Origin of the sequence: Allobosea sp. (genome assembly GCF_030694325.1) — a bacterium.
Lineage (GTDB): Bacteria > Pseudomonadota > Alphaproteobacteria > Rhizobiales > Beijerinckiaceae > Allobosea.
The window spans coordinates 1-24709 of sequence record NZ_JAUXYO010000235.1; the positions used below are offsets into that span (position 1 = coordinate 1).

General features: G+C 68.9%; 24 protein-coding genes. 17 read left to right on the forward strand and 7 right to left on the reverse strand.

Annotation, left to right across the window (positions count from 1 at the left end):
• A partial coding sequence (locus Q8M82_RS15440; protein ID WP_371126376.1) for an ATP-binding protein occupies nt 1-808 on the forward strand: 808 nt, incomplete at its 5' end.
• 153 nt (nt 809-961) lie between these two features.
• Here Q8M82_RS15440 and hydA read toward each other — a convergent pair.
• Nucleotides 962-2443 (reverse strand): dihydropyrimidinase, encoded by a 1482-nt coding sequence (gene hydA / locus Q8M82_RS15445; protein WP_305692219.1) that lies wholly within the window; start codon nt 2441-2443, stop codon nt 962-964.
• 221 nt (nt 2444-2664) lie between these two features.
• Between hydA and rsgA the strand changes: the two genes are divergently transcribed.
• Nucleotides 2665-3672 (forward strand): ribosome small subunit-dependent GTPase A, encoded by a 1008-nt coding sequence (gene rsgA, locus Q8M82_RS15450; RefSeq protein WP_305692220.1) that lies wholly within the window; start codon nt 2665-2667, stop codon nt 3670-3672.
• 4 nt (nt 3673-3676) lie between these two features.
• Here the strand turns inward: rsgA and Q8M82_RS15455 are convergent, their stop codons facing one another.
• Nucleotides 3677-4627 (reverse strand): LysR family transcriptional regulator, encoded by a 951-nt coding sequence (locus Q8M82_RS15455; RefSeq protein ID WP_305692221.1) that lies wholly within the window; start codon nt 4625-4627, stop codon nt 3677-3679.
• A 235-nt stretch (nt 4628-4862) separates the two neighbouring features.
• On the opposite strand from Q8M82_RS15455, the gene Q8M82_RS15460 reads away from it, so the two are divergent.
• The 13 genes from Q8M82_RS15460 (at nt 4863) to Q8M82_RS15520 (ending at nt 16814) form a co-directional block, all read left to right on the forward strand.
• Complete coding sequence (locus Q8M82_RS15460; RefSeq protein WP_305692222.1) at nt 4863-5945, forward strand: ABC transporter ATP-binding protein; 1083 nt, start codon at nt 4863-4865, stop codon at nt 5943-5945.
• A 48-nt stretch (nt 5946-5993) separates the two neighbouring features.
• On the forward strand, nt 5994-6695 hold the full coding sequence (locus Q8M82_RS15465; protein ID WP_305692223.1) for an HAD-IA family hydrolase: 702 nt from the start codon (nt 5994-5996) through the stop codon (nt 6693-6695).
• 5 nt (nt 6696-6700) lie between these two features.
• The gene (locus Q8M82_RS15470; protein WP_305692224.1) at nt 6701-8014 is read left to right on the forward strand and encodes an NAD(P)/FAD-dependent oxidoreductase; all 1314 of its coding nucleotides are present in this window, start codon (nt 6701-6703) and stop codon (nt 8012-8014) included.
• 37 nt (nt 8015-8051) lie between these two features.
• A complete protein-coding gene (locus tag Q8M82_RS15475) occupies nt 8052-9116 on the forward strand; it encodes an ABC transporter substrate-binding protein (RefSeq protein WP_305692225.1) in 1065 nt (354 codons plus the stop codon).
• Nucleotides 9117-9266: 150 nt separating this feature from the next.
• The gene (locus Q8M82_RS15480) at nt 9267-10130 is read left to right on the forward strand and encodes an ABC transporter permease (RefSeq protein ID WP_305692226.1); all 864 of its coding nucleotides are present in this window, start codon (nt 9267-9269) and stop codon (nt 10128-10130) included.
• On the forward strand, nt 10130-10918 hold the full coding sequence (locus Q8M82_RS15485; RefSeq protein WP_305692227.1) for an ABC transporter permease: 789 nt from the start codon (nt 10130-10132) through the stop codon (nt 10916-10918). The genes Q8M82_RS15480 and Q8M82_RS15485 overlap by 1 nt, the downstream gene beginning before the upstream one ends.
• 108 nt (nt 10919-11026) lie before the next feature.
• Nucleotides 11027-12247 (forward strand): ABC transporter substrate-binding protein, encoded by a 1221-nt coding sequence (locus Q8M82_RS15490; protein WP_305692228.1) that lies wholly within the window; start codon nt 11027-11029, stop codon nt 12245-12247.
• Nucleotides 12248-12289: 42 nt separating this feature from the next.
• A complete protein-coding gene (locus Q8M82_RS15495) occupies nt 12290-13150 on the forward strand; it encodes a branched-chain amino acid ABC transporter permease (protein ID WP_305692229.1) in 861 nt (286 codons plus the stop codon).
• Nucleotides 13147-14130 (forward strand): branched-chain amino acid ABC transporter permease, encoded by a 984-nt coding sequence (locus Q8M82_RS15500; RefSeq protein ID WP_305692230.1) that lies wholly within the window; start codon nt 13147-13149, stop codon nt 14128-14130. The genes Q8M82_RS15495 and Q8M82_RS15500 overlap by 4 nt, the downstream gene beginning before the upstream one ends.
• A complete protein-coding gene (locus Q8M82_RS15505; RefSeq protein ID WP_305692231.1) occupies nt 14130-14852 on the forward strand; it encodes an ABC transporter ATP-binding protein in 723 nt (240 codons plus the stop codon). Before Q8M82_RS15500 ends, Q8M82_RS15505 begins: the two co-directional genes overlap by 1 nt.
• A 10-nt stretch (nt 14853-14862) precedes the next feature.
• A complete protein-coding gene (locus Q8M82_RS15510; protein WP_305692232.1) occupies nt 14863-15582 on the forward strand; it encodes an ABC transporter ATP-binding protein in 720 nt (239 codons plus the stop codon).
• Between the two features lie 36 nt (nt 15583-15618).
• Entirely contained in the window at nt 15619-16014 is a 396-nt protein-coding gene (locus Q8M82_RS15515) for a carboxymuconolactone decarboxylase family protein (protein ID WP_291823114.1), read from the forward strand.
• An 8-nt stretch (nt 16015-16022) separates the two neighbouring features.
• On the forward strand, nt 16023-16814 hold the full coding sequence (locus tag Q8M82_RS15520) for an N-acyl homoserine lactonase family protein (protein ID WP_305692233.1): 792 nt from the start codon (nt 16023-16025) through the stop codon (nt 16812-16814).
• On the opposite strand, the gene Q8M82_RS15525 is transcribed toward Q8M82_RS15520, so the two are convergent.
• From Q8M82_RS15525 to Q8M82_RS15535, 3 genes are all read right to left on the reverse strand, one after another.
• The gene (locus Q8M82_RS15525) at nt 16811-18028 is read right to left on the reverse strand and encodes an alpha/beta fold hydrolase (RefSeq protein ID WP_305692234.1); all 1218 of its coding nucleotides are present in this window, start codon (nt 18026-18028) and stop codon (nt 16811-16813) included. The genes Q8M82_RS15520 and Q8M82_RS15525 overlap by 4 nt on opposite strands.
• Complete coding sequence (locus Q8M82_RS15530) at nt 18028-18933, reverse strand: NAD(P)-dependent oxidoreductase (RefSeq protein WP_305692235.1); 906 nt, start codon at nt 18931-18933, stop codon at nt 18028-18030. Before Q8M82_RS15530 ends, Q8M82_RS15525 begins: the two co-directional genes overlap by 1 nt.
• Nucleotides 18934-19019: 86 nt before the next feature.
• On the reverse strand, nt 19020-19703 hold the full coding sequence (locus Q8M82_RS15535; RefSeq protein ID WP_305692249.1) for a GntR family transcriptional regulator: 684 nt from the start codon (nt 19701-19703) through the stop codon (nt 19020-19022).
• A 111-nt stretch (nt 19704-19814) separates the two neighbouring features.
• Between Q8M82_RS15535 and Q8M82_RS15540 the strand changes: the two genes are divergently transcribed.
• Nucleotides 19815-20783, forward strand: a complete 969-nt coding sequence (locus Q8M82_RS15540; protein ID WP_305692236.1) for a tripartite tricarboxylate transporter substrate-binding protein — start codon at nt 19815-19817, stop codon at nt 20781-20783.
• A 184-nt stretch (nt 20784-20967) separates the two neighbouring features.
• A complete protein-coding gene (locus Q8M82_RS15545) occupies nt 20968-23274 on the forward strand; it encodes a molybdopterin-dependent oxidoreductase (RefSeq protein WP_305692237.1) in 2307 nt (768 codons plus the stop codon).
• Nucleotides 23275-23289: 15 nt separating this feature from the next.
• Here the strand turns inward: Q8M82_RS15545 and Q8M82_RS15550 are convergent, their stop codons facing one another.
• On the reverse strand, nt 23290-24273 hold the full coding sequence (locus tag Q8M82_RS15550) for a helix-turn-helix domain-containing protein (RefSeq protein WP_305692238.1): 984 nt from the start codon (nt 24271-24273) through the stop codon (nt 23290-23292).
• A 201-nt stretch (nt 24274-24474) separates the two neighbouring features.
• Nucleotides 24475-24699, reverse strand: coding sequence for a hypothetical protein (locus Q8M82_RS15555; protein ID WP_305692239.1), 225 nt, complete (start codon nt 24697-24699; stop codon nt 24475-24477).
• Nucleotides 24700-24709: the final 10 nt, after the last annotated feature.

The window sequence follows — 24709 nt, forward strand, 5'->3', positions numbered from 1 at the left end:
GGCGGGGCTGGCGGCGGCGCTCGGCCCGGAGCAGGAGCGGGCCGGGTTGGAGGCGCAGCGCACCGCTGTGCTCGCGCAGGCCGAGCAGGGCTGGTCGCTGGCGCAGGCGCAGCGGGACGCGCTCCAGGCCGGCGCGGTCGACATCGCCGGTGCCGAGGCGAAGTTGCGCCGCATGCGCTCGGTGCTCGACGGCGCCTCGGCCGAGATCGCGTCATTGCGCGAGGAGGCGGCCGAGCTGAACGGCCGCATCCGCGCCCGCGCCGATGCCGCCGTCGAGGAGGCCTGGCAGGAGGCGGCGGAGAAGCTCGGCGCGGCGGAGCGGCGCGTGGCGGCACTGGAGCGCGAGGTCGCCCTGCTGACGCGGCTGCGGGCGTCGCTGGAGGCGGCCCGCACCGAGGCGCGCGACCATTATTTCGCGCCGGTGATGACGGAGCTGCGGCCGCTGCTCGGGCTTTTGTTCGAGGATGCGACCGTCACCTTCGACGAGGAGACGCTGCTGCCCCGCACCGTCAGCCGCAACGGGCTGGAAGAGCCGGTCGGCGTGCTCAGCGGCGGCATGCGCGAACAGCTCGCCGTGCTGACGCGCCTCGCCTTCGCGCGGCTCCTCGCCAAGGACGGCCAGCCGGCGCCCGTCATCCTCGACGATGCGCTGGTTTATTCCGATGACGACCGCATCGAGCGCATGTTCGACGCGCTGCACCGCCAGGCCAGCGGCCAGCAGATCATCGTCTTCTCCTGCCGCCAGCGCGCCTTCGCCCAACTCGGCGGCACGATTTTGCGGATGGTGCCGTGGGTGCCGGAGGGCTGAGTTCGTTCGCCATGGCTCCGAACCGCCCCCGTCATTCCGGGCTTGCCCCGGAATCCATCGGAGGGCTCCGGAGCTCTACGATGGATCCCGGAGCTACGCCGCTTCGCGGCCTGTCCGGGATGACGCGGTGTTTCCGAGTACCGCGATTGACGCTCACAAAATCGTCGCGCCGAAATTCCGCTCCGGGTCCATTTCCAGCACGAGCTGGCCGGTCGGCTCGGCGGCCGGGCCGCCCGTGCGCGACAGCCAGCGGCCGGAGCCGGCCTTGGCGTGGAGCGTGCCCTCGCTGGCGACGACCTCACCGCGGCGGATCACCGTCTCAGGCCAGCCGGTGACTTGATAGCCGGCAAAAGGCGTGAAGCCGGTCAGGTCGTGCATCGCCTCGTCCGTGATCGTCACCTCGCGTATCGGGTCCCAGATCGCGATGTCGGCGTCGTAGCCCGGCTGGATCGCGCCCTTGCCCGGCAGGTTGTAGATCTTCGCCGGCGCCGTCGCGGTCAGATCGACGAAGGCCTCCAGCCCGCGCCCGGCGAATTCGGGCCGGCCCTTCGAGACCAGCGCGTCGAACATCAGGGGCAGGCGGGTCTCCAGCCCCGGCAGACCGTTGGCGATCTGCTTGAAATTGGGGTTGGGCCCGGCCGAGAGCTTGCCGCTTGCGTCGAAGCGATAGGGCGCGTGGTCGGAGGAGACCGTCTGGAGATCGCCGAGCGCCAGCGCCTGCCAGAGCGCGTCCTGGTCGGCGGTCTCGCGCGGCGGCGGCGAGCACATCCATTTCGCGCCCTCCAGGCCGGGCTTGTCGAGATCGGCCTTGGTCATGAACAGATATTGCGGGCAGGTCTCGGCGAAGACCTTGAGCCCCTGGCCGCGCGCCTGCCGGATCACGGCGGCGCCCTCGGCGGTCGAGACGTGGAAGATCATGATCGGCTGGTCGATCAGCGCGGCCTGCGTGATCAGCCGGGTGAAGGCCTCCGATTCCGAGCCGCGCGGATGGCTGATCGAATGGAATTTCGGCGCGGTGTAGCCGCGCTCGACCAGCTTCTTGCCCATCCAGGAGATCATACCGTGGTTCTCGGCATGGACGCAGATCAAGGCGCGGTGCTGGCGAGCGGTCAGCATCAGATCGAGCAGCGGCTCGTCGTCGACCTTGATCAGGTCGTAGGTCATGAAGACCTTGATCGAGGCGTGCCCCTCCGCGATCAGCGCCGGGAGATCCTCTTTGATCGTCTTCTCGTCGGGGTTGGCGACGATCATGTGGAAGGCGTAGTCGATCAGCGCGCCGCGCTTCGCCAGCGCCGCATAGTCGTCGACGACCTGGCGCAGATCGAGCCCGCGATGCTGGGCGGCGAAGGAGACCAGCGTGGTGTTGCCGCCGAAGGCCGCCGAGGTCGTGGCGCTCTCGAAAGTGTCCGCATTCATCAGCCCGCCGGCCGAGACCTGCTCGACATGGGCATGGGTGTCGATGCCGCCGGGCAGGACGAACTTGCCGGCCGCGTCGATTTCGCGCGCGCCCTTGCCGAGCCCGCTGCCGATCGCCGCGATCCTGCCGTCCTTCACGGCGACATCGGCGACGAAGCGCGCCGTCGATGTACCGACCGTGCCGCCGCGAATGACCAGGTCGAAGGGTTGCGTCGTCATGCTGTTCTCCCGGCAGGCTGGGACGGCGTGGAGTCGGCCGCTGCCTGCGACCATAGCAAAGCCGCGGCCAGCCGCGAGCGCTGCCCGACGCAGGGCTATGATGTCTTTGCCGCCGCTATTCGCCGCGCTTATAGGGCAGCCGGCATGACGGTGCTTGCCAGCCGGCTGGAACCCCGCTCTACCGGCAGGATGAGGATCGCCCGTCTCAGGACCGCCCGCCGATGACCGCGCCCGAGCCCGCCGCCTGGACGCTCGCCGCGCTGGGCTGGAACGCCTTCTTCGCCGAGCAATGCGGGCCGGAGGACGAGGGGCTGCTGCCGGCCCGGATCGCCACCGTTCATCGCTCTCGGATGAGCGCGATCGCGGAAGAGGGCCGGATCCGGCTTTCTCTGCCCGTCCACACCGACACCGGCGCCTATACGGTCGGCGATTGGGTGCTGGTCGAGCCGGGAACCCATGCGATCGGGCGCCTGCTCGAGCGACGCACCGTGCTGGCGCGGCGCGTGGAGGGTAGCAAGACGCCCCAGCTTGCCGGCGCCAACATCGACACGCTCTTCATCGTTACCTCCTGCAATGCCGATTTCAACGTCGCGCGGCTGGAGCGCTATCTGGCGCTCGCCAATGAGAGCGGCGCCGAGCCGGTCATCATCCTGACCAAGGCTGATCTCACCGACGCGGCCGAGACCTATCGCGCCCAGTCGGCGGCGCTGCAGCGCGAACTCGCCGTCGTCGTCGTCAACCCGAAGGAGCCCGGCGCCACGGCGGTGCTGGCGCCCTGGTGCGGGGAGGGGCGGACCGTCGCCCTCGTCGGTTCGTCCGGCGTCGGCAAATCGACCCTCGTCAACACGCTGGCGGGACTGGTCTCCGAGGAGGCGCAGGAGACCGGCGGCATCCGCGCCCGCGACGACAAGGGCCGCCACACCACCACCTCGCGATCGCTGCATGCCATCGAAGGCGGCGGCTGGGTGATCGACACGCCGGGCATGCGGACCCTCCATGTCAGCGATGCTGCCTCCGGACTGGAGACGCTCTTCGCCGAGATCACCGAACTGACCCATCTCTGCCGTTTCCGCGACTGTACCCATGAGCACGAGCCCGGCTGCGCCGTGCAGGCGGCGGTGGCGAGCGGCGCGGTCGATCCCGACCGCCTCGCTCGCTGGCGCAAGCTCGACGCGGAGAACAAGGCGAAGACGCCGGAGGTCCGCGGGCCGAGGGGCCGGCGGCGCTAGGCCTCTAGCCGGCGGCTGCTGCCAGACCGAGGCCCGGATGGAGCCGGTCGATCGCCGCGATCTCAGCGCGAAGCTCGGCGATGATCCAGTCGCGGATCTCGCGGATGAGCGGACGGGCCGGGCGGTTGCGCGGCGTCAGCAGCACGCAGAGCCGGTCGCCCACCGTCAGGCGCTGCGCCGCCGGCACCAGCGCTCCCGACATCAGGGCATGGGAGACGACGGTGATCCAGCCGAAGGCGATGCCCTGGCCGAGCAGCGCCGCCTGCACCACCACCGCATAGTCCGAGAATGTCAGCGTCTTGGCCGGCCCTGCCCGTCCCGTCGCGAAGGGGGCGTAGTGCTCGGCCCAGTCGGACGGCGCGTCGGTGAGTTGGATCACCGTGTTGCCGGATGTCACCGACTCGACGGCGCCGGGTTCGCAGCGATAGCCCGGGCTGCAGACCGGCAGCATGATCTCGCGCACCACCAGAGCCTCAGCGGGAACGGGTTCGTCCGCCCCGACGAAGCGCATGCCGAGATCGACATTCTCCACCACGCCGCGCAGTGAGCCCGCGATCATCTGGAAGCGAAGATCGACCTGCGGGAAGCGGCTCTGGAAGCGGTCCATGCGCGGCATCAGCCAATGCGTGGTGAAGGCCGAGGAGACCGAGATCGTCACCGTCTCTTTGCCGCCGCGCAGGCGCTCGACCTCGCGCAGGCCCGCCTCGATGCTGCGGAAGCCGTCGGCGACGCGGCGATACAGGATTTCGCCTTCCGGCGTCAGCACCGCGCCCTTGCCTCCGCGCTCGAACAGCCGCTGCCCGAGATGGCTCTCGAAGCGCGACAGCATGCGGCTCACCGCCGGCTGCGTCACGTTCAGTTCGTCGGCCGCGCGCGTGAAACTCCCGCTGCGCGCCGCCGCCTCGAAGACGAAGAGCGCATTGCTGGAGGACACCATGCGGCGCAGGTCGGACATAACATCAGGTTATGCAACTCCTGATTATTTGGCAATTGCGGCCGAGGCCCTGAATCCCCTTTCATGGCCCTGTCGATTGCAGCTTGCGGCGACGGGCCCGGCAGAGGCCTGCGCCGTCGGGTGAGCCAACCGGATCCGCGCCGGCACCACATAAGATGGTCTTATGGCCTGCCCGGAATTCGGTCTTTGCCCACGCGCTGGCGCGGTGGCGCTGTTATCGCAACGGGAGCAGGTCATGGCGAAGAGTGGCGGCGAGCGCGTCGAAATCCGGTCGGCCAGCAAGATCTACGGATCGGTGCGGGCGCTGGACGACGTCTCGCTCGACATCGCGCCGCAGGAATTCGTCTCGCTGCTCGGCCCGTCCGGCTCCGGCAAGACCACGCTGCTTGGCATTCTCGGCGGCTTCGTCCAGCCCTCGGCCGGCACGATCCTATTTGGCGGCCGCGACGTCACCTTCACCCCGCCGCACAAGCGCGACATCGGCATCGTCTTCCAGAATTACGCGCTGTTCCCGCATATGAGCGTCGGCGAAAACGTCGCCTTCCCGCTCAGGGCAAGGCGCCTGCCGAAATCGACCTATGCCGAGCGCGTCCGCGCGGCGCTCGCGATGGTCGACCTCGCCGGCTATGAGGAGCGCGGCATCGGCCAGCTCTCCGGTGGCCAGCGCCAGCGCGTCGCGCTCGCCCGGGCCATGATCTTCGAGCCGCGGCTGATCCTGATGGACGAGCCGCTCTCGGCGCTCGACAAGCAGCTGCGCGAGACCATGCAGATCGAGCTGCGCCAGCTCCACAAGCGGCTGGGCGCGACGATCATCTACGTCACTCATGACCAGCGCGAGGCGCTGACGATGAGCGACCGCGTCGCCATCCTGAAGGACGGCAAGCTCGTCCAGATCGACAAGCCATCCCGCCTGCACGACCACCCGGCCAACGCCTTCGTCGCGAGCTTCATCGGCGAGGCGACGCTGCTGCCGGTCGCGCGCGCCGGCAGCGACGCCGTCTCGCTGGCCGGCACGCCGATCCGCACGGCGCGCGCCCTGCCGCCGACGGGCGAACTCGTGCTCGCCGTCCAGACCGAGAAGCTGCTGATCGAGGACGGCACCAGTTCGCCCGAGCGCAACCGCTTCTCGGCGCGTGTCACCGACATCGTCTTCCAGGGCGAAAGCCTGCGCGTTTTCCTGGTGCTCGACGACGGCACGCCGCTCAGCCTGCGCCAGCCCAGCCATTTCGAGGCCACGAGCCGCATCCCGCCGATCGGCGAGCGGGTCGCGATCAGCCTTCACCCGCAGGACACGATCATCGTGCCGAAGGCGGGCTGAACCCCGCCGCACCCCTTTCGCCCCGCCCTACGAGAGACATAGACCGCCATGGCCCTCCGCGATTTCAAGGTTCTCACATTCGACGTCGTCGGCACGCTGATCGACTTCGAGACCGGCGTGCTGAACGCGGTGCGCCGCATCGGCGGGCCGGCGGCCGCGAAGCTCAGCGACGACGAGATCTTCGGGCCCTATCTCAAGGGCCGCGAGCTGAATTACGACCGCTCCAGCGAGGCGATGAAGCGGGTCTATATCCACCTCGCCAAGGAACTGGCGCTGCCGGCCGACGAGGCCTCGGCGGATTCCTTCCAATACGCCATCCTGCAGCATCCGGCCTTCCCGGACTCGGTCGAGGCGCTGGCCAGGCTGCGCAAGCATTTCCGGCTGGTCGCCATGACCAACGCCGACCGCTCGACCTTCGCCTTCTATTCGCACACGCTCGGCAACCCGTTCCATGACAGCGTCACCGCCGACGAGGCGATTGCCCCCAAGCCCGATCCGCTGTTCTTCGCCTTCAACCGCGGCCGGCAATCGGCTCATGGCTTCAAGCAGGAGGAGATCCTGCACGTCGCCCAGAGCCAGTATCACGACATCGGCGTCGCCAAATCGCTCGGCTACACCACCTGCTGGATCGAGCGCAGGCAGGGCCAGGCCGGCTTCGGCGGCACGCCCGCCGTGCCCGAGCTGACCAAGCCGGATTATCATTTCCCGACGCTGGCGGCGCTGGCCGACGCCGTCGAGGCGGGGGTCTGACGCCTTTGGCCGGCGCCTCCGCCTGGTCGTCGCTGGAGGCCGCGCCCTCGCTCTGGGGCGCGACGGCGACGCACCTGCGCGCCTTTCCGGCGCTGGCGGGGGATGCGCAGGCGGATGTCGTCATCATCGGCGCCGGCTATACCGGCCTGTCGGCCGCGCATCATCTCGCGCAGAGCGGCCTGTCCTCGATCGTGCTGGAGGCCAACCGCCCGGGCTGGGGCGCCAGCGGCCGCAATGGCGGCGTGATCACCGCCAAGTTCCGCCTCTCCTTCCCGGCCATCGCGAGCGCCCATGGAAGTCCGATGGCCAAGCGCATGTACGAGATCGCGCTGGAGGCGACCGACATCGTCTCCGAACTGGTTTCGACCTATGGCATCGAGAGCGCCGGGCTGACCCGCTCGGGGCAGGTCAAGGCCGCGCACAATCACGAGACGCTGGCCTATGCGGTGAAGGAGGCGCAGTGGCTGCGCGCCGAACTCGGCGATACCACCATGTCGGTTCTCGACGCCGGCCAGGTCCGCGAGGAGACCGGCTCGAACGGCTTCGTCGGCGGTGTCCTGAATGCCGGCTCGGGCGGCATCCACCCGCTCAACTATCTGCACGGCCTCGCCGAGGGCGTCGCGGCGCGGGGCATTCCGATCCATGCCGGGACGCCGGCGCTGCGCCTGCGTCGTGACGGCGACGGCGTGCTGGTCGAGACGCCGGGCGGGGCCGTCCGGGCCAAGCAGGCGATCATCGCCACCAACAGCTATTCGGATCTGACGCCTGCGACGCAGGCCTATCAGCGCACACTGATCCCTTTCCGGAGCGCGATCATCGCGACCGAAAAGCTCTCGCCCAACCTCGCCGCCGCGGTGATGCCGACGCGGCGGACCTATACCGAGACCAAGCGGATGATGCGCTGGTTCCGCATGGTCGACGACCGCATCGTCTTCGGCGGTCGCGGCGCCTTCGGGAAGGCGGACTCGCCCGCCGCCTTCCGCGCGCTCCACACCGCGATGGTCGGCATCTTCCCGCAGGTCGCCGACGTGCCGTTGGCCTATCGCTGGTCGGGCCTGGTGGCGATGACCCTCGACTCCGTGCCGCATGTCGGGCGCGTCGACGACCGCGTCATGCTGGCCATGGGCTACAACGGCGCCGGCGTCGCCATGTCGAGCCTGATGGGGCGCTATCTCGCCGCCTTCGCCCGGGGCGAAAAGCCCGATGTCGGGCTGCTCGACGTCAGCCGCATGCGCTCCGTTCCGTTTTACCCGCTTCGAGAGCCGGCCGTCCGCATGGTGGCCGGCTGGTACCAGTTTCTAGACGCGATCGGACGGTAGTTCTCGAAGATCCGATCCAACAACAGGGGATAAGCACATGACGAAACGAAGCCTGACCTTCGCGACCGCCTGCGCCGCCGCAGGCCTGTCCCTGTCTCTCATGAGTTCGCTCCCCGCCCAGGCGGCCGAACAGATCATGTTCGTCTCGCAGGGCGGCGCCTACCAGAAGGCGCAGACCATCGCGATCCTCGATCCCGCCGCCAAGAAGCTCGGCATCACCATCAACCAGGACAGCGTGCCCGACGCTTGGCCGATCATGCGCTCGCAGGTCGCCTCGGGGAAGCCGACCTGGGACGTCGTCGACGTCGCCACCAATTTCTGCCTGCGCGGCGGCGAGCAGGGCATCGTCGAGAAGCTCGACTTCAGCAAGATCCCCAACGCCGCCGCGATGCCGGCGGAGTACCGCAGCGACTGGTCGATCGCCTACGAATTCTATTCCAGCGTGCTCGGCTACAGCCTGAAGAAGTTCCCGGACGCCGCGAGCGCTCCCAAGACCTGGGCCGACTTCTGGGACGTGAAGAAATTCCCGGGCCGGCGCGCGCTGCGCAACCACCCGCTCGCCACGCTCGAGGCCGCCCTGATGGCCGACGGCGTGCCCGCCGACAAGCTCTACCCGCTCGACGTCGACCGCGCCTTCAAGAAGCTCGAGGAGATCAAGCCGCACATCACCGTCTGGTGGACCTCGGGCGCCCAATCCGCCCAGCTCCTCAACGACGGCGAGGTCGACATGGTGATGGCCTGGAACGGCCGCATCTCCGCGCTCGCGAAGGAAGGCGCCAAGGTCACCTACACCTACAATCAGGGCATCCTGCAGAGCACCTCGCTCTGCGTGCTCAAGGGCGCGCCGAACCTCTCGACCGCGATCAAGTTCCTCAACGAGGCGGTCGATCCGGTGCATCAGGCCAACCTGCCGCTGCATATCGACTACGGTCCGGCCAACCCCAAGGCCTATGACACCGGCGTCATCCCGGCCGCCCGCGTCGGTGAGCTGCCGAGCGCGCCGGCCAACGCCAAGGTCCAGGCGCTGATGTCCTATGCCTGGTGGACCTCGCCCGCCGGCGAGGCGGCCGAAAAGCGCTGGCTCTCCTTCGCGCAGAAGTGAGCCACTGAGCTATCCCGCGCCGTCATCCCGGACGGAGCGAAGCGGAGATCCGGGATCCATGCCTGAGCCGTTCCGGAATGGGTCCCGGGTCTCCCTTCGGTCGCCCGGGATGACCCGACGAGGTGAAACGCGATCGGCAGGAAAAGCCAGATGACCGCCATCGACCCGTCTCTCCGCTACCGGCGCCGCGAGCAGGGGCTGATGCTCCTGCTCGCCTCGCCGGCGGTCATCGTCATCCTCGCTTTGGTGGTCATCCCCGTGGGCTGGCTGATGACGCAGTCGGTCTACGACAACGGCTTCACGCTGGAGCATTATCGCCGCATCTTCAGCGAGGACATCTACTGGCGCAGCTTCGGGCTCACCTTCCGCATCGCGCTGATCGTGACCGTGATGACGCTGATCCTGGGCTACCCGGTCGCCTATGCCGCCGCCCATGTGAAGCGGCCCTGGGACGTGCTGATCCTCGCCTTCGTCATCCTGCCGTTCTGGACCAGCGTGCTTGTGCGCGCCTATGCCTGGCTTGTCCTGCTGCAGCGCACCGGCGTCACCAACCAGATGCTCGAGGGGCTGGGCCTGATCACCGAGCCGCTGGCGCTCGTCCACAATGAGCTCGGCACGATCATCGCCACCGTCCACATCCTTTTGCCCTTCATGGTGCTGCCGCTCTATTCGACCATGCAGAAGATCCCGCGCGAGCTGATGCTGGCCGGGGCGAGCCTCGGCGGCGGGCCGCTGCACAGCTTCCTGCGCATCTTCCTGCCCTTGTCTTTGCCGGGCGTCGCCGCCGGGCTGACGCTGGTTTTCGTGCTGACGCTGGGCTTCTACATTACGCCGGAGCTGCTCGGCGGCGGCCGCACCATCATGATCTCCATGGTCGTGAGCCGGAATGTCGAGCTCTACAACGAATGGGGCGCGGCCAGCGCGGTCGGGGTGGTGCTGCTGCTGTGCGTGCTCGCGATCTTCATGGCGGTCAGCCGCATCATCCCGCTCGACAAGATGCTGGGGCAGAAGTGATGAAACAGCCGCTTTTGCCCCGCATCCTCTTCGGCGCCTTCGTCGGCCTCGTGCTGCTCTATCTGATCCTGCCGCTGCTGATCATCGTGCCGATGTCCTTCTCGGCGACGCGTTTCCTGACCTTCCCGCCGCCGGCGCTGTCGCTGCGCTGGTATGCCGAGTATTTCGGCAGCGCCAACTGGATGCAGGCCACGCGGATGAGCCTGCTGATCGGCGTCCTGACGGTCGTGGTCGCGACCCCGCTGGGCACGGCAGCCGCCTATGCCATCAGCCACTCGCAGACGAAGCTGATGCGCAGCCTGCACATGATGCTGATGCTGCCGCTGATCGTGCCGATCATCATCGTCGCGATCGGCATCTTCTTCGTCTACGCCAAGATCGGGTTGATCCAGACCCTGACCGGGCTCGTGCTCGCCAATGTCATGCTCGGCCTGCCCTATGTCATCACCTCTGTGGTGGCCGGGCTTCAGAGCTTCGACAAGACGCAGGAGATGGTCGCCCGCAGCCTCGGCATGAACCGCTTCCGCGCCTTCCTCACCGTGACGCTGCCGCAGATCAAGGCGAGCGTCTTCGCCGGCGGCATCTTCGCCTTCATCTCGGCGATCGACGAGACGATCATCGCGCTGTTTATCTCCGGCGGCCAGCACCAGACCCTGACCAAGCGCATGTTCACCGCCCTGCGCGACGAGATCGACCCCACCATCGCCTCGATCTCGACGCTCCTGACGGCGGCGTCCTTCATCCTGGTGCTGTTGGCGACGAGCAGCCAGAAGCGCGCCGCAGGCTGAAGGTTCTGCTGTCAGACAATCTGTCAATCAGTTGACAGCCCTTCGGTTCTGTACGACATCTTTCCGCGTGAGGGGCCCAGAGAAGGCGCCTGTACGATGGAGGAATCGATGTCGCATAAGTCGTTCACCCGCGGCGTCAGCCGCCGTGGTCTGATGCTCGGTGCCGCGGGCGCCATCGCCGCGCCCCATGTCGTCCGGGACGCCGTCGCCCAGGGCAAGGCCGTCAATGTCGGCGTGATCGTGCCGCTCTCGGGCGCCAACGCCCAGTTCGGGATCAATTCGCGCAACGGCATCGAGCTGGTCGCCGACGAAATCAATGCCGCCGGCGGCATCAAGGCGCTCGGCGGGGCCCGCATCAACCTGGTCATCGCCGACTCGACCTCGACGCCGACCACCGCCGCCAATGTCGCCCAGCGCCTGCTGACGCAGAACGACGTCGTGGCGATCCTCGGCGCCTTCGCCTCGTCGCTCACCATCGCGATCTCGGAGGTCACCGAGCGCCGGGGCGTGCCGTTGCTCACCATGTCGTTCTCGGACCAGATCACCGGGCGCGGCTTCGAGAACATCTTCCAGGTCGTCGCCAAGGCCTCGGTGATCGGCAAGGCGCAGTTCGACGGCACGGCCGCCATCGCGGCGAGCGCCGGTCAGAAGCTCGAGCGCATCGCGATCATGTACGAGGACACCGCCTACGGCACCTCGCAGGCGGCCGGGCTGCGCGTCGGCGCCAAGGCGGCCGGCGTCCAGATCGTCATGGACGACGCCTATCCGCTGGGGATCACCGACGTCACGCCGCTGATCAACAAGCTCCGCGCCTCGGGCGCGCAGGCGGTGTTCCCGGTCTCGTATCTCAACGATTCCCTGCAGATCATCCGTGCGATGCGCCAGCAGCGCATCACCATCCCCGCCATCGGCGGTGCGGCCGGCTACGTCATCCCCGATTTTGAGAAGGGGCTGGGCGAATTCGCCGAGGGCGTGCTCTCGATCTCGCCGGCCAATTACGACCTCGCGCCGGAGCTGACCGAGCGCTTCCGCAAGCGCTTCGGCTATTTCATGGTCCATGAGGCGCTGGAGCATGCCGTCTGCATGGATGTGCTGGCCCAGGCGATGGAGAAGGCCAAGTCGGCCAAGCCGGACGACCTGCGCAAGGCGCTCCAGGGCGCCCGCTTCGAGGGCGGCTGGACCAAGGCCATGACGGGCGGCGCCGTGCAGTTCGACAAGACCGGCCTCAACACGCTCTCCGTTCCCGTCATGGTCCAGTGGCGCAATAAGGAACTCGTCACCGTCTGGCCTGCCGACGTCGCCAAGGCCAAGGCCGTCTGGGGCGGCTGAGGCGGAAGGCCGGTCGGGGCCGGGCAGGGGAGAGAGACGGCTATGGCGGTGGTTCAGGCCATCCTGGACGGCTTGATGATCGGCGGTGTCTACGCCGTCATCTCGATCGGCCTGACGCTGGTCTTCGGCGTGATGGGGATCGTGAATTTCGCGCAGGCGGAGTTCCTGATGCTCGGCATGTTCGTGGCCTATTACGCCTGGGCCTGGCTCGGGCTCGATCCGCTGCTGGCGGCCCCGCTCGCCTTCGCCGTGGTGTTCCTGCTCGGCGCGGCGCTCCAGCGCGTGCTAATCAGGCGCGTGCTCAAGGCGCCCGAGGTGGCGCAGATCTTCCTCACCGTCGGCCTGCTGATCGTGCTGGAGAATGCCGCGCTGCTGATGTTCGGGTCGGGTTTCCGCTCGGTCTCGACGCCCTACCAGACCTCGTCGCTGCAGCTCGGACCGCTCTTCATCTCCGTGCCCTATCTCGCCGCCTTCGCCATGTCGGTGGCCTCGGGGCTGGCGCTCTGGCTCTTCCTCAAGTCGAGCTGGTTCGGCCGCGCCATGCGCGCCACCGCACAGGACCCGATGGCCGCGCGGTTGATGGGCATCGACGCCGACCGAATGCACATGCTCGCCTTCGCGCTGGGCGTCGGGCTGACCGCCTTCGGCGGCGCGGTGATCCTGCCCTATCTGACGGCCTCGCCGACGGTCGGCACGCAATTCGCGGTGCTGATGTTCACCGTGGTGGTGCTCGGCGGGCTGGGCTCGGTCGCGGGCGCGGTGGTCGGTGGCCTCGCCGTCGGCATCATCCAGTCGCTCTCGGCGCTGGTCTTCCCGATCCAGCTGCAGAACCTCGTCCTCTTCGTCGTCTTCATCGCGGTGCTGGCTTTCCGGCCGAAGGGCCTGCTGGGAGCGGCCCGATGAGCGCGCTGTCCGTTCGGCAGGCCCTCGGCCTCGCGCTGCTTGCGGCGCTCGCCATCGCCCTGCCTTTCGCCTTCGAACCGCGCGGCTACGGCATCCGCATCCTCTGCCTGGCGCTGCTCTTCGCCGCCATGGCGCAGGCCTGGAACATCGTCGCCGGGCTCGCCAACCAGATCTCGCTCGGCCATGCCGCGTTCTTCGGCATCGGCGCCTACACCTCGACGCTGCTTCTCATCCATTTCGGCATCACGCCCTGGCTCGGCATGATGGCGGCAGCGGTCCTGGGCGGGCTTGCTGCGCTTCTGATCAGCCTGCCGACGATGAGGCTGCGCGGCCACTATTTCGCGCTGGCGACGCTCGCCTTTGGCGAGGTCATGCGCGTCATCGGCAACAGCTGGGGCGGGCTGACCGGCGGACCGGTCGGCATCTCCGTGCCCTTCGCCAAGCCGAACCTCGCTCTGATGCAGTTCGCCGATACCCGCGCCTCCTACTGGCTGATGCTGGGGGCGCTCGTCGTGGTGACCGTGATCTTCGTCGCGATCAAGCGCAGCCGCCTCGGCTATCGGCTGCGGGCGATCAAGGAGAATGCTGACGCGGCCGAGGTCATCGGCGTCGACACCACCCGCACCAAGATCGTCGCGGCGGTGATCTCGGGCGCACTAACGGCGGCGCTCGGCACGCTCTACGCCCAGTTCCAGTTCTTCTTCGATCCCGACACCGTCTTCGGCGTCGCCTCGATCTCGGTGCGGATGGCGATGATCGCCATCGTCGGCGGCATCGGCACGGCAGCCGGCCCTATCCTCGGCGCCTTCTTCGTCATCCCGCTGGAGGAGATCGCCAACCAGGTCTTCTCCGCCCAGGCGGCGGGGCTGTCGCAACTGGTCTTCGGCGTGCTGCTGATCCTCGTGATCCTGGTCGAGCCGCGTGGCTTCATGGCGATCGGCCCGCGGATCAGGCGCCTGCTGCGCCGGGAGGAACGCTGATGGTCGCCCCTCTGCTCCAGGTCACCGGCCTCGGCAAGCGCTTCGGCGGGCTGCAGGCCTTGTCGGAGGTGTCGCTGTCGGTGGCGCCGGGCGAGATCCTCGGGCTGATCGGCCCCAACGGCGCCGGCAAGACGACGCTGTTCTCGACGCTGGTCGGCCTGCACCGCCCCGATGCCGGTACGATCCGGCTCGACGGCCGCGACCTCGTCGGCCTGAAGCCGCACAAGATCGCCGCAGCGGGCATGGTCAAGACCTTCCAGAATGTCGCGCTCTTCCTCGACTCGACCGTTCTCGACAACGTCCTGACCGGCGGGCTGATGCGCCATGCGATACCTGAGGCGCGCGAACTCGCCAGGCGCTGCCTCGAGCGCGTCGGCATCGGCGCGATCGCCGGCAAGATCGCACGCGATCTCTCCTTTCCGGAGCGGGCGCGGGTCGAGGTCGCGCGCGCGCTCTGCACCGAGCCGCGCGTCCTGCTGCTCGACGAGGCGATGGCGGCGCTCAACCACGCCGAGATGGACGCCTTCATGGATCTGCTGCGCCAGCTGCGCGCGGAGGGGCTGACGCTGGTCGTCGTCGAGCACCACATGCGCGCGATCATGGCGCTCTGCGACCGGCTCGTCGTGCTGAATTTCGGCCAGATGATCGCCACGGGCACCCCGGCCGAGATCGCGCGCGATCCGGCCGTGATCGAGGCTTATCTCGGCCGGTCGGCGGCGTGAGGAGGGTGCGATGACGAGCCAGCCTCCGCTTCTCTCGATCGCCGGGCTGAACGCCGGCTATGGCGGCCTCGACGTGCTGCACGACGTCTCGATCGCGGTCGGCGCGGGCGAGTTCGTCTGCGTCATTGGCGCCAATACCGCCGGCAAGAGCACGCTGCTGCGCACGATCTCGGGGCTGGTATCCGCCCGCGGCAGCATCCGCTTCGACGGCACCGAACTCGTCGGCCGTCCCTCGCATGCGATCCCGCCGCTCGGCATCGCCCATGTGCCGGAAGGGCGCCACGTCTTTCCCGAGATGACGGTCGAGGAGAACGTCATGCTGGGTGCCTATGCGGTGCGCTCCGCCAGCGATCTCGCGGTGCGTCGCGACCGGGTGCTGACGATGTTTCCGCGGCTGCGCGAGCGGCTGGGCCAGCTCGCCGGCACGCTCTCGGGCGGCGAGCAGCAGATGGTCGCGATCGGCCGGGCGCTGATGCTCGAGCCCCGGCTTCTCCTGCTCGACGAGCCGAGCCATGGCCTGGCGCCCAAGATCGTCGACGAGCTCCACGACACCTTCCTGGCCGTCAGCCGGACCGGCACCTCCATCCTTCTGGTCGAGCAGAACACCACGCTGGCGCTCTCCGTCGCCGCTCGTGGCTATGTGCTCGAGAGCGGCCGGGTCGTTCTCTCGGGCACGAGCGCGGAGCTTTCCGGAAACGACGCCGTCCGCAGCGCCTATCTCGGGCTCTGAGGACCACCGAACACCACCACGAAAGGGTCAAGGCCGATGTCGCACAGCGATCAGTTCAACAAAGGGCTCGAAGTCCGCCGCAAGGTGCTGGGCACCGACTATGTCGATGGCAGCCTGGCCAAGGCCGACGACTTCATGATGGCCTTCCAGAACATCACCACCGAATGGTGCTGGGGCTATGCCTGGACGCGGCCGGGCCTCGAGCACAAGACCCGCTCGATGCTCAATCTCGCCATGCTGACGGCGCTCGGCAAGCCGGCCGAGCTCAAGCTCCACGTCAAGGGGGCGCTCGCCAACGGCGTGACCGTCGACGAGATCAAGGAAATCCTGCTCCACGCCACGGTCTATTGCGGCATCCCGGCCGGCCTCGACGCCTTCAAGGCGGCCCATGAGGTGCTGAAGGCCGAGGGGGCCGTGCCCAACGACAAGTGAGCCCGGCCATGGCCGGCTGGGAAGTCTTCGCCCTGCGCTATGCCGTGCATGAGCGCCGGGCCTTCGAGAACTTCATCCGTGCGCCCGATCCGCACGATGCGCCCATGCCCATGGACTATTTCGTCTGGGTCGTGCGGCGTGGCGGGCGGGTCGTCGTCGTCGACACCGGCTTCACCCCCGAGGGTGGAGCCAAGCGCGGCCGCACCTTGATCCGCCCCGTCGAGGCTGCGCTGCGCCAGCTCGGCGTCGCGCCGGAGATGGTGGAGGACGTGGTCATCACGCATCTCCACTATGACCACGCCGGCAATCTCGACCTCTTCCCGAAGGCCCGCTTCCATCTGCAGGATGCGGAGATGGGCTTCGCGACGGGCCGGCACATGTGCCAGGCCTGCATCCGCTACCCCTTCGACGTCGAGGATGTCGTCAGGATGGTGCGTGCGGTCTATGCCGAGCGCGTGGTCTTCCATGACGGCGATGCCGAGCTCGACGAGGGCCTGAGCCTGCACAAGGTCGGCGGCCACAGCGCCGGCCTGCAGATGGTCCGCGTCGAGACCGCGCGCGGGCCGCTCGTGCTCGCCAGCGACGCCGCCCATTTCATGGCCAATATCGAGCGGCAGAACCCGTTCCCGATCTTCTTCGATCTCGGCGCGCTGGCGCAGGGCTGGCGCGCCGCGCGCAGACTCGCGGGAGCGGACGAGCGCATCATTGCCGGTCACGATCCGCTGGTGCGCGAGTTCTATCCCGCCGTGGAAGGATCGGAGGGCGAGACGGTGGCGCTCCACCTGCCACCGCTGCGCTAGTCAGCGCGGCCCCCGACATGGGCCAGCGCCGCCAGCAGATGCGGGCGGAACAGGTCCGGATGCTCGCACATCGGGAAATGGCCGAGCCCCTCCATGACGCGCAGATCGGCGCCCGGAATGAGCGCGGCGAGTTTCGCGCCATCCTCGGGCGTCGCCGAATAATCATAGGTGCCGCAGAGCAGCGAGACCGGCGTCCGCGCGGCGTCGATGCGGGGCGCGACCTCGGCGCCGTCGAACTCGTCGGAATAGAAGGCGAGGTCGCCGGCATAGATCTCGGGCGCGCCCTGCGAATAGACCCAGGCGGCCCGGCGGCGGCTGTCGATCGGGCTCGTCGGGCTCATCAGCCCGCGCACGAAGGCGGCGTTGTGCAGCCCGGCATGGACGCCGACATGATGCTGGAACGGGTTGCGCCGCCCCTTCGAGCGGAAGGGCGGCTCGATCGCGATCACGCCGGCGACGAGATCGGGCCGCTCCGCCGCCAGCAGCAGGGCGAGCGCCGCCCCCATCGAACCGCCGGCGACGATCGCCTTCTCGCCGATGACCTGTTCGATGATCGCCGTGCACCAGCCGAGATAGCGCTGGCCCGACAGCCGGTAGGGCTCGCCCTGCCAGCCTTCGGGCGGCATCGAGCGGCCATGGAAGGGCATGTCCGGCGCCATCAGCCGCCACTCCGCAGCGAGCGCGACATCGGCGAGCTGCCCGTGGAACTGGCGGGAATCGGCGCCGGCCGTGTGCAGGAACAGGACCGGCCGCCCGCTTCCGGCGCACTCCACATGGATCTCGGCTGCGCTCTCCGGCAAGGCGACCCGGTGATAGCGCCCCTCGATCTGGCTCATTCGGCGCTCGACGGCCGGAGCCGGGGCGGCGGGCGAGAGCGTGACGAGTTCGAACAGCCGCTCGATCACGGCCCGCGCCTGCGCGATCACGAGCGGGTCGCCGGAGAGGGTGAAGGCGGGATTGGCGATCGCCAGCGCCGTGAAGGCCTGGAAGCGCGGTGGCGGGGGCAGGGTCAGGAGCCGCGCCCAGTCCGCTTCGGCCGCCGACAGCACGATGTCGGGCGCCGCCGTGCCCTCGAAGACCACGACGCCGTCATCGAGCCGCAGCAGGATGTCGTCACCCGCCCCCTCGACCCGCAGCACGGCGTGGAGGCCGGCGCCGAGGCGGCGCAGTTCGGCGTCGCCGGTCGCCGCGGCGATGCGCGCCCGCAGGCCCATCAGCCGCGCGGACCGGCGGCGAGCGCCTGGAGGTGGCGGTGGATCTCGGTGTGGTCGGCCTGCGGGCCGAGCCCGCTTTTGGCCGCCTCCCACAGCGCGGCCACGGACTGGACCTGCGGCAGAGGGAGGCCGAGATGATCGGCGAGATCGGCGGCGATGCGCAGATCCTTCGCCATCAAGGCGAGCGAGAATCCCGAATTGAAGGCCTCGGAGATGACGAAGGGCTTCATCTTCACCTCGGTCGAGTTGTTGCGGCCCGTCGAGGCGTTGAGCACATCGACGATCGTCTCCGGCGCCAGCCCGAACTGGCCGCCGACCAGCAGCGCCTCGCAGGCCGCGACCAGACCCGCCGCGGAGACGTAGTTGTTCAGCGCCTTCATCGCGTGGCCGGAGCCGATCGGCCCAGTGGCGAAGATCGACTTGCCCATCGCAGCCAGCACCGGTCGGGCGCGCTCGACCGCCTCGGCCGGTCCGCCCGCCATGATCGCGAGCGAACCGTCGATCGCGCGCTTCACGCCGCCCGAGACGGGCGCGTCGATCAATTGCAGGCCCAGCGCTGCGAGATCGGCCGCGAGGCTGACCGTATCCGTAGGCGCCGAGGAGCTCATGTCGATGACGAGCGCACCCTTGGCCAGGGCGCGCGCGGCCCCCGCCTCTAGCAACACGTCGCGCACGATCCGACCATTGGGCAGCATCGTGATCAAGATGCCGGCGCCTTCAGCCGCTTGGCTCGCGTCCGCAAAGGCCAGGCCGCCGGCCTCGACCAGAGCCTGTCGTGGCGCCTCGGCCGGGTCCGCGCCACGCACGGTGAAGCCGGCGGCGATCAGCCGACGCACCATCGGCAGTCCCATCTGGCCGAGCCCGATGAAGGCGATGGGGGCAGGGGAGCTGGCGCTGTCGGGCATGGATCAATCCTCCGGCGTCACGCCAAGGGCGGCGCGGCGTCCGGCGGATTTCTGGGCGCTATCAGACAATCTGTCAATTCGCGGCGTCAGCCGCGGCGAGGCTCGCGCTCCAGCACCGCCAGCGCGACCTTGGCCGCCATAGCGATATGGTACCGACAGGCTTCTTCGGCCCGGGCTCCGTCGCGCGCCGCGATGGCCTCGTAGATCGCCTCTATCTCTGCGACGCTGTCGTCGAGACGGCCCTGCTGCGTCATCGAGGTAAAGCGCAGCAGGGTGATGCGGTTGTGCAGCATCGTCAGCGACTGCTTGACGAAGATGTTGCCCGCCCCTTCCATCAACACGCTGTAGAAGCGCGTCTTGGCCGCGACGAGCTGAGCGCGGTCGCCGTCGCGGGCCGCCTGCCGGAATCCGGCCACGGCTTGTTTCAGCTCGGCGAGGGCGTCCTCGCTGCCCTGTTCGGCGAAGGCGCGCCCGGCGAAGCCTTCCAGCAGCGCCCGGACGTCATAGAGCTGGCGGGCCTCGTCGAAATTGATCGATGACACCTCCGGCCCGCGATGCGGCACCGTGACGACGAGCCCCTCGGCCTCCAGCTGCCGCAGCGCCTCGCGCACCGAGGTCCGGCCGACACCGATCTGCTCGCAGAGTTCGCGCTCGACCAAGCGCTGTCCGGGCCGGAAATGCCCGGAGGCGATGGCCTCCCGGATCCGGTCCTCGACCAGGAGCCGCAGCGTGGCGGCCTGCCGCGGAATGCGAAGATTCATCTCGTTCATGACGAACACATTGCCGGGTGAGGGCACGCCGTCAATCTCCGCCCTTGACCCCGTCGCTGTCAGATTGTCTGATGGCAGGCAATTCAGCAAAAAGTGATCACGGGAGGATCCATGAAAAAACTTCTGCTCGGCCTGGCGGCCGCAGCCACGCTGGCGATCGCGCCCGCCGCGGCGCAGACCTATCCGGCGCGCCCGGTGACGATGCTCGTGCCTTTCGCGCCGGGGGGCACCACCGATGTGCTCGCCCGCGTCCTCGCCGAGGAAATGGGCAAGGCGCTCGGCCAGAACGTCATCGTCGAGAATGTCGGCGGCGCCGGCGGCCGGACCGGAACCGAGCGCGTCACCCGCGGCGAGCCGGACGGCTATACCGTGCTGTTCGGCAATATGGGCCCTATGGCGGCCAGCCGGGCGCTGTTCAAGGACCAGCGCTACGATCCCCGCACCGATCTCGCGCCCGTCGGCCTCGTTGCCGATGTGCCGATGGTCATCGCGGCGAGCAAGAAGAGCGGGGTCGCGGACCTCAAGGCGTTCGTCGCGCGGGTCAAGGAGCAGGGCGACAAGGTGACATTCGGCACCGCCGGCTTCGGCGCGACCTCGGATCTGGCACCGCGGCTCCTCCTGCATCTGTCGGGCCTGAAGGCCACGATCGTGCCCTACAAGGGCGCAGGCCCCGCGATCCAGGATCTGCTCGGCGGCTTCGTCGACGGTGTCATCGACCAGACGGCGACCCTGCTGCCGCTGCATGCCGGCGGGTCCGTGACGGCGCTGGCCGTGACGGGCGACAGCCGCCTGCCGCAGGCGCCGGACGTGCCGACCTTCGCGGAGGCCGGCCTGCCCGAGTTCGGCATGAAGGTCTGGAACGCGCTCGCCGTCCACAAGGACACCAGCCCAGCCATCGTCGCACGCCTGGTGGCCGCGCTGGACACCAGCCTTTCCTCCGACTTCGTCGCCAAGCGCTTCGAGGGGCTGGCCGTGCCGGTGCCGCCGCCCGCCATTCGCGGCCCGGCGCATCTGGGCCAGCTGGTGAAAGCCGAGGTCGAGCGCTGGGAAGCAGTGCTGAAGGACGTGCCGAAGCAGTAGCAGGGCCGGCGGGGCGGGCTTCGCTACGGCCGGGCCCGACCCGCTACGCGCGCAACCTTCACCTGCCCGCAGCCCGGTTCCGACCGGGCTGCGGGGGCATTACTGTCGCACTCACCGACCGCGTCGGCTGCCGGGCCGATCGCTGCCGCAGGCTCCGGGCGCGGTCGCCAGGAGCGCCTTCGCGATGAGCCCGACAGACCCGGACACCGAGTTCCAGCCGCACACCTCGCATTGGGGCGTGTTCTCCGCCCGGATGCGCGACGGCGCGCTGGAGGTCCGGCCTCATCCCGGCGATCCCGATCCCAACCGGATCATCGACAACTTCCCCGCCGCTTTGCGCCACCGCGCCCGGATCGCCCGGCCGATGGTGCGCCGCGGCTGGCTCGAGAACGGGCCGGGCCCGGATTCGCGCCGCGGGTCGGACGACTATGTCGCGATGAGCTGGTCCGATGTGCTGGACCGGCTCGGCGGCGAATTGCGGCGCCTCCGCGACGGCCCCGGCCCGCAGGCGATTTTCGGCGGCTCCTATGGCTGGGCCAGCGCCGGGCGCTTCCACCACGCCCAGAGCCAGATCCACCGTTTCCTCAACACCGCCTGCGGCGGCTATGTGAAGTCGGTCAACAGCTACTCGTCGGGCTCCTCCCAGGTGCTGGTTCCCCATATCATCGGCGACTACGAGGATCTGACGAAGCGCAACGTCTCCTGGGAGCAGGTGGCGCAGCACAGCGAAATCGTCCTCGCCTTCGGCGGCATGGCGCTGAAGAACTCGATGGTCGCGGGCGGCAGCGTCAGCCAGCATGTCGAGCGCGGTGCCATGGAGCGGGCCGCCGATCGCGGCTGCGAGTTCGTGCTGGTCAGCCCGCTGCGCGCCGACCTGCCCGAGGAGGCGAAGGCGCAATGGCTGCCGGTGACGCCGGGCAGCGACACGGCCCTGATGATGGCGCTGGTCCACACCCTTGTCGCCGAGGGGCGGCACGACCGCGCCTTCCTCGAGCGCTGCACCGTCGGCTGGCCGGTGTTCGAGCGCTATCTGATGGGCGAGACCGACGGCATCGCCAAGGATGCGGCCTGGGCGGCGCCGCTCACCGGCGTCGCGGCGGACGAGATCGTCGCGCTGGCGCGCCGGCTGCACGGGCGGCGCGCGCTAATCGTGGTCGCCCATGCGCTGCAGCGCGCCGAGCATGGCGAGCAGCCCGTCTGGATGGGCATGGTGCTCGCCGCCACGCTCGGCCAGATCGGCCTTCCGGGCGGTGGCTACGGCTATGCGCTCGGCGCGATCGCCTATTACGGCCGGCGTTTCAACGCGGTGCCGGTACCGACCTTCTCGCAAGGCCGCAACGGCGTCAGCGACTTCATCCCGGTCGCGCGCATCGCCGACATGCTGCTCAACCCCGGCGGCAGCTACCGCTACAACGGCCAGACCCGAAGCTACCCCGAGATCAAGCTGGTCTACTGGGCCGGCGGCAACCCCTTCCATCATCATCAGGACCTCAACCGCCTGCGCCGCGCCTTCGCCCGTCTCGACACGCTGGTCGTCCACGAACTGGCCTGGACGGCGACCGCTCGTCATGCAGATGTGGTTCTTCCATGCACCATGACGCTGGAACGCGAGGACATCGGCGCCAGCTCGAACGACCCGCTGCTGCTGCCGATGCGCCCGGTCGCGGCGCCATTCGGCGAAGCGCGCGACGATTACGCGATCTTCGCCGATCTCGCCGAGCGCCTCGGTGCCCGCGAGGCCTTCACCGAAGGGCGCAGCGTGCGGCAATGGCTCGAGCATCTCTACGAGCCCACCCGGCAGGCGCTGGCGGCGATGGGCCGGCCGGCACCGGACTTCGCCGAATTCTGGGCCGGGGAGGGCTTCGAGCTGCCGCAACTCGCTGACGATGGCGGGCGGCTGCGGGCTTTTCGCGACGATCCCGAGGGCCGGCCTCTGCCGACGCCGAGCGGCAAGCTCGAGATCACCAGCAAGACCATCGCCGGCTTCGGCGAGGCGGACTGCCCGGGGCATCCGACCTGGCTCGGTTCGATCGCAGTCCCCGATGCGGCCACTCCCTTCGTGCTGATCGCCAACCAGCCGCGCACGCGCCTGCACAGTCAGTTCGACTTCGGCGGCCACAGCGACGGAGCCAAGCGGCGCGGTCGGGAGGTTGCGAGCCTGCACCCCGAGGATGCGGCGCGACTCGGCCTGGCGGAGGGCGACATCGCCCGGCTGTTCAACGAGCGCGGCGCCTGCCTCGCGGCCGTGCGGCTGACCGACGGCATCCGCCGCGGCGTCGTCCAGCTCCCGACCGGCGCCTGGTACGACCCTGCCGACCCGACCGAGGAGAAGTCGCTCTGCGTGCACGGCAATCCCAATGTGCTGACGCGCGACATCGGCACCTCGGCGCTGGCGCAGGGTTGCACCGGCCAGCTCACCACCGTGCGGGTCGAGCGCTACACGGGCAACCTGCCGCCGATCCAGGCGCACGATCCGCCACGCGCGGCCTGAGCGACATCGGCCCTGTCAGAACTGCAGGAGGCACTCGCGCAGGGTGCGCGGCTGCTCGCCGCCGCCGTCCAGCCGTTTGGCCCGGAGCAGCAGCCCCGCGGCCGCGGCGGCGCGGACGTCGCGTGGGTTCAAACCGAACTCCTGCTTGAAGGCGCGGCTGAAGCTGGATGCGTCCTCGAAGCACAGCGCATCGGCGATGGCGTTGATGCTGACGCCGTTGGCGCTGTCGGAGAGATCGGCATAGCCGCGCAGCAGCCGCCGGTGCCGGATGTAGCGGGCGACGCCGCCATCGTCCTGGAACAGGCGGTAGAGCTGGGTGCGCGACATGCCGACCTCGCGGCAGAGCATCGTGGCGTCGAGCCTGGGCTCGCGGAGGTTCCGATCGATGAACTGGCGCACTTTCTCGCGGCGCGTCACGTTGATCTGGCTGGAGGCCACGTCGAGACGGTCCGCCGACGGGCCGGTGCAGGCCATCACCATGGCTCGCACCGCATTGGTCAGCCGCGGCATGTCGGCGGCTTCGAGTTCGCTGAAACTGCGCTGGAGAAGGCCGATATAATCGCCCAGGAGCCGGCCGAGTGGGGTGTCGAGGGCCTGGGCCTGCGCCGCGTCGAGCAGCGGCGCGAGCTCGCGGAAGCTGTCGCGCGGCAGATAGAGCTGCAGACGCTCGTCGCTCGACCTCTGGCTGACGAGTTCGCGGCCGAGCGAGGCGACATAGGGCACCGATCCCGGCACGTCGAGAATGAGCCCTCCGCCGCCCGACCCGACGGTCCGGCGATGGCCGAGCGTGATCACCCAGTGGTCGATAGGGTTCGCGCGCAGCAGCGCGGTGTCTCGCACCGCGGTGAGGGCAGGGGCCTTGACATGGCTGAGGCCGAATTCGTCCAGCGTCCAGACGACGCTGCTCGCGGCGAAGCCGGACTCGCTCTCGTTGAGCGCGATGTTGAAGACGCCGTCGAACCAACTCCGCCACGCGTCGAACTGCTCGCGAATCGGCAAGTCCGTCGTCGTAAAGCGAACAGGAATCATGAGGCCCCCCGGCACATCGAATGCCGAAGGGTAACATGGCGGAAGGCGGACTGACATGCGCAGCGCGAGGCCACGAACGCTGGGGCTGTGCGGTCCGAAGTCTTGACGACATCTACGGCAGCAGGCACGTGCCCGAGACCGCGCGCCCGCCAGCCGCAGTTGGGTGGATGCCTACCAGCGGCGGCAGACCTGGACCCGGCGCGTCTGCCAGCGGCCACGATGGTCGCGGAAGCGCCGTGTCTCCCACCAGCAGCGGCGGCGATGCCAGTTGGCCTGTTCGACGCCGTTGTCGGCCTTGAGGCCCGGCGCCGAGGCGACCGGTGCGGCCGAGGCTCCGGGTGCGTAGAGGGCCGCGAGGCCCAGCCCGGAAGCCAGAATGAACGCTCGAACCCACATCGTCATGTCC

Coding starts and splice junctions, on each gene's coding strand:
- Q8M82_RS15485 (WP_305692227.1), top strand. CDS start 10,130: ATGAAACAGCCGCTTTTGCCCCGCATCCTCTTCGGCGCCTTCGTCGGC.
- Q8M82_RS15475 (WP_305692225.1), top strand. CDS start 8,052: ATGACGAAACGAAGCCTGACCTTCGCGACCGCCTGCGCCGCCGCAGGC.
- Q8M82_RS15540 (WP_305692236.1), top strand. CDS start 19,815: ATGAAAAAACTTCTGCTCGGCCTGGCGGCCGCAGCCACGCTGGCGATC.
- Q8M82_RS15490 (WP_305692228.1), top strand. CDS start 11,027: ATGTCGCATAAGTCGTTCACCCGCGGCGTCAGCCGCCGTGGTCTGATG.
- Q8M82_RS15520 (WP_305692233.1), top strand. CDS start 16,023: ATGGCCGGCTGGGAAGTCTTCGCCCTGCGCTATGCCGTGCATGAGCGC.
- Q8M82_RS15495 (WP_305692229.1), top strand. CDS start 12,290: ATGGCGGTGGTTCAGGCCATCCTGGACGGCTTGATGATCGGCGGTGTC.
- Q8M82_RS15455 (WP_305692221.1), bottom strand. CDS start 4,627: ATGTCCGACCTGCGCCGCATGGTGTCCTCCAGCAATGCGCTCTTCGTC.
- Q8M82_RS15465 (WP_305692223.1), top strand. CDS start 5,994: ATGGCCCTCCGCGATTTCAAGGTTCTCACATTCGACGTCGTCGGCACG.
- Q8M82_RS15535 (WP_305692249.1), bottom strand. CDS start 19,703: ATGAACGAGATGAATCTTCGCATTCCGCGGCAGGCCGCCACGCTGCGG.
- Q8M82_RS15510 (WP_305692232.1), top strand. CDS start 14,863: ATGACGAGCCAGCCTCCGCTTCTCTCGATCGCCGGGCTGAACGCCGGC.
- Q8M82_RS15505 (WP_305692231.1), top strand. CDS start 14,130: ATGGTCGCCCCTCTGCTCCAGGTCACCGGCCTCGGCAAGCGCTTCGGC.
- Q8M82_RS15460 (WP_305692222.1), top strand. CDS start 4,863: ATGGCGAAGAGTGGCGGCGAGCGCGTCGAAATCCGGTCGGCCAGCAAG.
- Q8M82_RS15545 (WP_305692237.1), top strand. CDS start 20,968: ATGAGCCCGACAGACCCGGACACCGAGTTCCAGCCGCACACCTCGCAT.
- Q8M82_RS15525 (WP_305692234.1), bottom strand. CDS start 18,028: ATGGGCCTGCGGGCGCGCATCGCCGCGGCGACCGGCGACGCCGAACTG.
- rsgA (WP_305692220.1), top strand. CDS start 2,665: ATGACCGCGCCCGAGCCCGCCGCCTGGACGCTCGCCGCGCTGGGCTGG.
- Q8M82_RS15555 (WP_305692239.1), bottom strand. CDS start 24,699: ATGTGGGTTCGAGCGTTCATTCTGGCTTCCGGGCTGGGCCTCGCGGCC.
- Q8M82_RS15500 (WP_305692230.1), top strand. CDS start 13,147: ATGAGCGCGCTGTCCGTTCGGCAGGCCCTCGGCCTCGCGCTGCTTGCG.
- Q8M82_RS15480 (WP_305692226.1), top strand. CDS start 9,267: ATGACCGCCATCGACCCGTCTCTCCGCTACCGGCGCCGCGAGCAGGGG.
- Q8M82_RS15515 (WP_291823114.1), top strand. CDS start 15,619: ATGTCGCACAGCGATCAGTTCAACAAAGGGCTCGAAGTCCGCCGCAAG.
- hydA (WP_305692219.1), bottom strand. CDS start 2,443: ATGACGACGCAACCCTTCGACCTGGTCATTCGCGGCGGCACGGTCGGT.
- Q8M82_RS15530 (WP_305692235.1), bottom strand. CDS start 18,933: ATGCCCGACAGCGCCAGCTCCCCTGCCCCCATCGCCTTCATCGGGCTC.